This window comes from uncultured Hymenobacter sp. (genome assembly GCF_964242765.1).
Classification (GTDB): Bacteria; Bacteroidota; Bacteroidia; order Cytophagales; family Hymenobacteraceae; genus Hymenobacter.
Map to the genome: position 1 here is coordinate 19847 of NZ_CAXTBM010000069.1, position 7341 is coordinate 27187.

The window sequence follows — 7341 nt, forward strand, 5'->3', positions numbered from 1 at the left end:
CTTAAGCTCCTTTATGCCTGACTTGCTCACGTGCTGGTGTACTATCTCACCAAAGGGCTATCGGTTTGCGCTCATACGGCGAGTACTTATGATTGGGTGGATGGGCTGCTTGTTGAGTGGCTGCACCAACTCATCGCCTGCTCCCTCGTACCGCATTGGTTTTTCGCAATGCACCACTGGTGATGCCTGGCGGCAGGCCATGCTAGCGGGCATGAAAAAGGAATTAAGTTTCTATCCTGAAGTGAGTTTTCGCATGAAGGATGCTCACGATAACAGTCGCCTGCAGCAGCAGCAAATTCAGGAGTTTTTGCGGGAGGGAGTGGATTTGCTGATTGTATCGGCCAATGAAGCGGAACCCATTACTCCCGTTGTCGAGGAAGCCTATAACCGAGGCATTCCGGTCGTTATCCTAGACCGCCGCACTACCTCCAAACTGTACACGGCCTATGTAGGTGGCAACAATCTGGAAGTTGGGCAAGCGGCGGGCAATTACGTAGGCAATTTGTTGAAAGGCCGCGGCAACGTACTAGAAGTTTTAGGGGCCCCGGGCGCCTCCCCAGCGCTTGATCGGCATCGAGGTTTCAAGCAAGCGTTAAGGGCCTACCCCGGCGTGCGACTTGTTGCACAAGTGCACGGGGATTGGAAGCGGCCTTCCGTAATGCAGCGACTGCCAGCCGTACTTCGTCAACAGCCCGACATCAATCTGATTTTTGCTCACAACGATCGAATGGCTTTGGGTGCTTATCAAGTATGCAAGCAACTAGGGCTTGATCACCGCATCCGGGTAATTGGTGTGGACGGCCTGCCGGGCAACCAGGGCGGTATTGAGCTGGTGCAGAACGAGGTGATCAGTGCCACCCTACTCTATTCGCCGGGTGGGGAAGAAGCCATCCGTACGGCTATGAAGATTCTGCGCCAGCAGCCGTACGACAAAGAAAACATCCTCAGTACCATGGTCATCGACTCGACTAATGTGTTGACCATGAAGCTGCAAACCGAAAAACTGGCCAGCCAGCAGCAGGATATTCAGCGCCAACAGCAACTTCTGCGCCGACAGCGCGACACCTACGCCAGTCAGCAAACGGTGCTGTATGTGCTGGCTGCCGCGCTACTCGGGGCCGCTATGCTGGGTTTAATTGCCTGGCGAGCCTTCCGGGCCAATCGGCGCATCAACCAGACCCTGGGCAAGCAGAACGGGGAAATCCGCTCCCAACGCAACCAGTTGCAGGAATTTGCTGAGCGCGCCAAAGTGGAAACCGAGGCCAAGCTGCGCTTCTTCACCAACTTCTCGCACGAGTTGCGCACCCCCCTTACCCTGATTCTGGGGCCAGTAGAGGAGATGTTAACTAGTGGCACGGACCTACCGGCCCCGTACCGCCATGACCTGGGTTTGATCCGGCGTAACGCGCAGCGCCTGCTGCAGCTGGTGAATCAACTCATGGATTTTCGCAAGATCGATGTGGGCAAGATGCCCGTGCGCGCCACCGAAGGCAACCTAGTAGCTTTCGTGCGTGAAATTATGGACGTGTTTGAGAAGCCGGCCCGGCAGCGCGGTATCATGCTGCGGTTCCTGCCAGCCGAACCCGTTATTCTCCTCTGGTTTGATGCGAACATTCTCGACAAGGTGTTCTTTAACCTGCTGAGTAACGCACTGAAATTCACGCCCGACCGGGGACAAATTACCGTGAGCTTGCAGCTGGTTCCCACTGATGACAGCGTACGAGTGAGCGTAGAAGACACCGGCCGCGGCATCTCCGAGCAGGACCGCGCGCACATTTTCGAGTGGTTTTACCAGGGGCAGCAGTCGGCGGCGCGGGGCTCCGGCATGGGGCTGGCACTAGCACTAGGCCTAACGCGCCTGCACCAGGGGCAGCTCACGTTCACCAGCCAGCCTGGCCAGGGCAGCACATTCGTCGTGACGCTGCCCCTGACGTTGCCATCGGCTTTGAAGCAGCTTGATGCCGCCCCGCAGGCTACGTCGGCATTTGCGCTGGAAGAAGGCATTGCCGCTGTCTCCTTGGGAGCGGGCGAATTGCCCGCCGTCGCTAGCAGCGAGGCGCTGGTGCTGGTGATTGAGGACAACCCTGAGGTTAACGCTTTTCTCACCCAGAAGCTGCAACCCCACTTTCAGGTCAGCACGGCGTTCGATGGAGGGACTGGCCTGCGCCTAGCGGCCGAATCCATTCCGGACTTGGTTGTGTGTGATGTGATGCTGCCCGGCTTGAGCGGGCTCGAGGTGGTGGCTCAACTTAAGAGTGACTGGCGCACCTCGCACATTCCGGTGGTGCTGCTCACGGCTCGCAGCGCGCCCGAGCAACAGGTGGAAGGCGTGCAGGCCGGCGCCGACCTTTACCTGACCAAGCCCTTCAACCCCACCTTTCTGCTCGAAAGCCTGCGCACCCTATTGGCCAACCGCAATAAAATGCAGGAGCATTTTCGCCGCGTACTATCCGTCGATACAACCACTTTGGCACCCCAGCGAGTGGACCAGAAGTTCCTGGCCGACCTGACGGCCATCGTGGAAGCCAATCTAACTAAGACCGCCTTAAGCGTGGAGGACGTAGCGCGCAGCCTGGGGATTTCGCGGGTGCAGCTCTACCGCAAAGTGAAGGCCGTGCTCGGCACCGGCGTGGCAGATTTCATCCAGGGCATTCGCCTCACCAAAGCGCGCCAACTTCTGCTGGACGACGACCTTACCATTGCCGAAGTGGCCTATCAACTTGGCTTCTCCTCGCCGTCGCATTTCTCGACCAGTTTCAAGACGCGCTACCACGTATCGCCCTCTGAGTTTCGAGCCCTGCACACGACCCCTACCAAGTGAATCAAATCTGAAAATGAGGTATCATCCGTGTAAGTGACTGCCCCATAAGCTTTGGTTTAAATAAAACAACCTACTGATAATCAGTAGGTTGTTTTATTTATGGGGTAGGTATCATTTTCAAAAGACTTTGAGTGAATAAAGCAAGAGCACCGCTGGGTTTTAGCTGAGATTTGGGCAACCAATCCGCTATGAGAACTACCAGCCCTCCTTGATTCGCCGCCGCGCTGCCCATTGCCTTTACTCGCTTATGTGGGTCGAGCAGTGCGCAGCGCGGCGGTGCTGTATGGTAGTCGCGAACTTTTTTCCAGGTCATAATTTCCCGTTCCCTTTTCACTTAATTCCCATGAAACATACTGTACCCTTGCTGCGGCAAGCCGTCGGGCTGACGTTGCTTTCCGCTCTGCCGCTGGCCGCCACGCTTCCCGTGCAGGCTGCTGCGGCGGCTACCACTTCTCCGGCTGGCGCGCTGGCCGACGTAACCATTAGTGGCCGCGTAACCGACGACAAAGGCGGCGCGCTGCCGGGTGTAACAGTGGTAGTGAAAGGCACTACCATTGGCACCAGCACCGGCCCCGATGGGGACTTCAAACTCACGGTTCCCGAAGACGCCACCCTGCTCGTTTCCTACATTGGTTACAAGCCCCAGGAGGTACCCGTAACCGGCCGCACCACCTTCACTATTGCGCTGGTTACCGACGCGGCGGCGCTCGACGAGGTGGTGGTAACCGGCTACCAAACCCAGCGCAAAGCCGACCTGACCGGCGCGGTGGCGGTGGTGAAAACCGAGGAAATCCGGGACATGGCCTCCAACGACGTGACGCGCAACTTGCAAGGCCGAGTGGCCGGCGTACAAATCAACTCCGACGGGGCGCCGGGCAGCGCGGCCACCGTACGCATCCGCGGTATCGGCACACTCGGCAACAACGACCCGCTCTACGTTATCGACGGCATTCCGACGCGGGAAGGCATCAACCAAATCAACCAGAATGACATCGAGAGCATTCAGGTGCTCAAGGATGCCTCGGCGGCCAGCATCTACGGCTCGCGCGCTTCCAACGGCGTGATTATCATCACCACCAAGCGGGGCAAGCTGGGCGCTACCAAGGTGGATTTCTCGACTTTTTTCTCGCTCCAGACGCCGGGCCCGCACATCAAGCTGCTCAACACGCTGAACTACGGCCGGGTGTACGGCCAGGCGGCCATCAACGACGGCACGAATCCCAGCCTGGCCTACTACAACTTCCAGACCAGCGTGGATGCTAGTGGGCGGCGGGTGCTAGATGGCGTGACCATACCGGAATTCATTGACGCAGGCCGCACCCAGCGCGCCGCTGATACCGACTGGTTCAAGGAAACGCAGCAGAACGCGCTGATTCAGAGCTACAACCTGAGCGTAAGCAGCGGCGGCGAGCGGGGCAGTGCCCTGTTTTCGGTGAACTACTACGATAACTCCGGCACGCTGAAATACTCGGGCTTCGACCGGTACACGGCGCGCCTCAACACCGACTATAACTTCCTGAACGGCAAGCTGAAAATTGGGGAAAACCTGACGGTGGTGAAATCGCAGCGGGCCGAGTTCGACCTGAACTTGGTGCGCGACCGGACCACCCAGCTGCCGTCCATCGTGCCGGTCCGAACCGTGGACGGGGTGGGCTGGGGCGGCCCCGTGGCGGGCATGAGCGACCGGGATAATCCGCTGCGCCTGCTCACCGACAACCAGCAAAACCGCTCGAACACGGGCCGGGCGTTCGGCAACTTCTTCGCCGATGCCGAAATTCTGAAGGGCTTGCACGTACGCAGCAGCTTCGGCATCGACTACAGCATTTACAAATTTCGCCAGATCTACAAAACCTACCAGGCGGGCTTCCTCTCCGAGCAGAACAACCGCGTAACGGTAAACGACCGATTCTGGGGTAACTGGCTGTGGCAGAACACGATAAACTACGATATTCTGCTCGGCGGCAAGCACCAGTTGGGCGTGTTGGCCGGGGCCGAGCGCATCAGCTACTACGATGAAAGCTCCTACGCCTCACGCACCAACTTCGCCAGCGAAGACCTGACCTACGCCTACCTCGATGCGGGTGCCGCTAACAAAGACAACGGCGGTGGCGCCACAGCCTACCGGCTGGCCTCCACGTTCGGCAAAATCAACTACTCGTTCGCCGACCGGTATTTGCTCTCGGGTACCTTGCGGCGGGACGGCTCGTCGCGCTTCGGGGCTGACAATAAGTTCGGAGTATTCCCGGCCGTATCAGCGGGCTGGCGCATCAGCGAGGAAGCCTTCGTGAAAGATAAAGCGCCTGTTTTCACCGACTTGAAGCTGCGCGCGGGCTGGGGCCAGACCGGCAACCAGGACATTGCCAACTTCGCTTCGCTGGGCTTGTACCAGTCACTGCTGGGTAGTATCGACCCCAACTTCGAGTACGACCGGGGCACGGCCTACGACATCTTCGGCAACGACATCAACCTGCCCTCGGGCTACCGCCGTTTCCAGCGCCCCAACCCGGCGCTGAAGTGGGAAACCACCACTCAAACCAACATCGGCGTGGATTTCGGTTTGCTGCAAAACAAGCTCGCCGGCTCGGTTGACTACTTCGTCAAGGACAGCAAGGACATTCTGGTGAACCTACCCTTCCTGGCCGTGGTGGGCGAGGGTGGCGACCAGTTCGTGAACGGGGCCTCCATCGAGAACAAGGGCTGGGAATTCGTGCTTGGCTACCAAAGCGAATTGTCTAACGGGCTGACTTACAATATCTCGGGTAACCTTTCCACGTACCGCAACAAGCTCACCTTCCTGCCCGCCGAAGTGATAAACGCCTACGGCGGCAACGGCCAGGACGTAACGCGCCTGGGTCACTCCATCAACGCGGTGTTTGGCTACGTGGCCGACGGGCTGTTTCAGAATGAGGCCGACGTGACCAGCCACGCCACCCAGGTGGGCGCTGCGCCCGGGCGCCTGCGCTACCAGGACCTGAACGGCGACGGCAGAGTCGACAACTTCGACCAAACCTGGATTACGGAAGGTGTGCCTGATTTCAACTACGGCCTCAACCTGGGCGCCGGCTTCAAAGGCTTCGACTTGCAGATTTTCTTCCAGGGTGTGCAGGGTCTCTACTCCTACAACAACGCTAAATTCCGGACCGACTTTTCCTCGCTGGCATCCGGCGAAAATTGGGGGGAGCGGCTGCTCGACGCCTGGACGCCGACCAATACCAGCTCCACCATTCCGGCCGCGACGCTTCTCAACACCAACAACGAGGGCCGCGCTTCCACCTACTTCATCGAAAACGCTTCTTACCTGAAGCTGCGCAACCTTCAGTTTGGCTACTCGCTGCCGAACAGCCTGTTCAGCAAGGTGAAAGTGCAGGGCGTGCGGATCTATGTGCAGGGCCAGAACCTGTTTACGGTGAAAAGCAAAGAGTACACCGGCGCCGACCCCGAAGTAACCAACTATCAGTACCCGGTGCCCCGCATTTTCTCTACCGGCCTCAACGTGTCTTTCTAATCTCTGCCAACACTAATTCCCATGAAAATATTTAAAACCAGCGTGTTGGCTTTGTCGCTGCTCGCCTCTGCTTCCGGCTGCAACGACGAGAAGTTCCTGGATGTGCAGCCCATCGGCGCCTTGAGCGACGAGCAGCTGAACACGCCCGCCAACATCGAAAAGCAAGTAATTGCGGCCTACTCGCAGCTCGGCAACGACGTGTACCGTGCTCCCTACACCTCTATGTGGCCCTACGGCAACGTGCGCGCCGGCGACGCTTACAAAGGTGGCAACGGCACCGCCGACGTAGATGCCTTTCACTTCTACGAAACCTTCACTTTCAACCGCGTCGATGTGGGCAACACCGACGAGTTGTGGTTCCTGATTTACATCGGCGTGTCGCGCTGCAACGATGCGCTGCGCCGCCTCGAAGCCGTAGATGCTGCGCTGATGCCGACCAAGGTGGCGCGCCAGGGCGAGGTGCGCTTCCTGCGTGGGCACTACTACTTCCTGCTGAAAGAGCTGTTCAAGCGGGTGCCCTACATCGACGAAACCGTATCCACCGACCAGTACGGCACCATCTCGAACGTGGCCCTGAGCAACGATGAGTTGTGGACTAAGATTGCCGATGACTTCCGCTTTGCGGTAGCTAATCTGCCGGATACGCAACCGGAAATTGGGCGGGCCAATAAGTCGGCGGCGCAGGCCTATTTGGCTAAAACGCTGCTCTACCAGGCGTACGTCCAGAGCGACAACCATGCCGTAACCAGCATCGACCAGGGTAAGCTGAACGAGGTAGTGACGCTTTGCAACCAAGTGGCCCCCAAGTACTCGCTGCACCCCGACTACGCCACCAACTTCCTGACGGTGGGCGACAACGGCGTGGAATCAGTGTTTGCCATTCAGTTTTCGCGCAACGATGGCACACCCAAGGGCCGCACCGACCGGGGCAACTGCCTGAACTATCCCATGAACCCGGACTACGGCTCCTGCGGCTTCCACCAGCCCAGCCAGAAACTGGTGAATGCCTACAAAA

Annotated in this window: 3 protein-coding genes; all 3 read left to right on the plus strand. The window is 58.5% G+C overall.

All coding sequences use genetic code 11. From position 1 onward, the window contains the following. Nucleotides 1–13 precede the first annotated feature (13 nt). Nucleotides 14–2821 (plus strand): substrate-binding domain-containing protein, encoded by a 2808-nt coding sequence (locus ACFE7X_RS21250; RefSeq protein ID WP_375437699.1) that lies wholly within the window; start codon nt 14–16, stop codon nt 2819–2821. Nucleotides 2822–3164: 343 nt separating this feature from the next. Beyond that, nucleotides 3165–6326 (plus strand): SusC/RagA family TonB-linked outer membrane protein, encoded by a 3162-nt coding sequence (locus ACFE7X_RS21255; RefSeq protein WP_375437700.1) that lies wholly within the window; start codon nt 3165–3167, stop codon nt 6324–6326. A gap of 21 nt (nt 6327–6347) precedes the next feature. Continuing rightward, on the plus strand, nt 6348–7341 hold a 994-nt coding region (locus ACFE7X_RS21260), incomplete at its 3' end, for a RagB/SusD family nutrient uptake outer membrane protein (RefSeq protein ID WP_375437701.1).

What these genes read in the sequence shown, in the direction of transcription:
- ACFE7X_RS21250 (WP_375437699.1), top strand. Translation starts at nt 14, where the DNA reads ATGCCTGACTTGCTCACGTGCTGGTGTACTATCTCACCAAAGGGCTAT.
- ACFE7X_RS21255 (WP_375437700.1), top strand. Translation starts at nt 3,165, where the DNA reads ATGAAACATACTGTACCCTTGCTGCGGCAAGCCGTCGGGCTGACGTTG.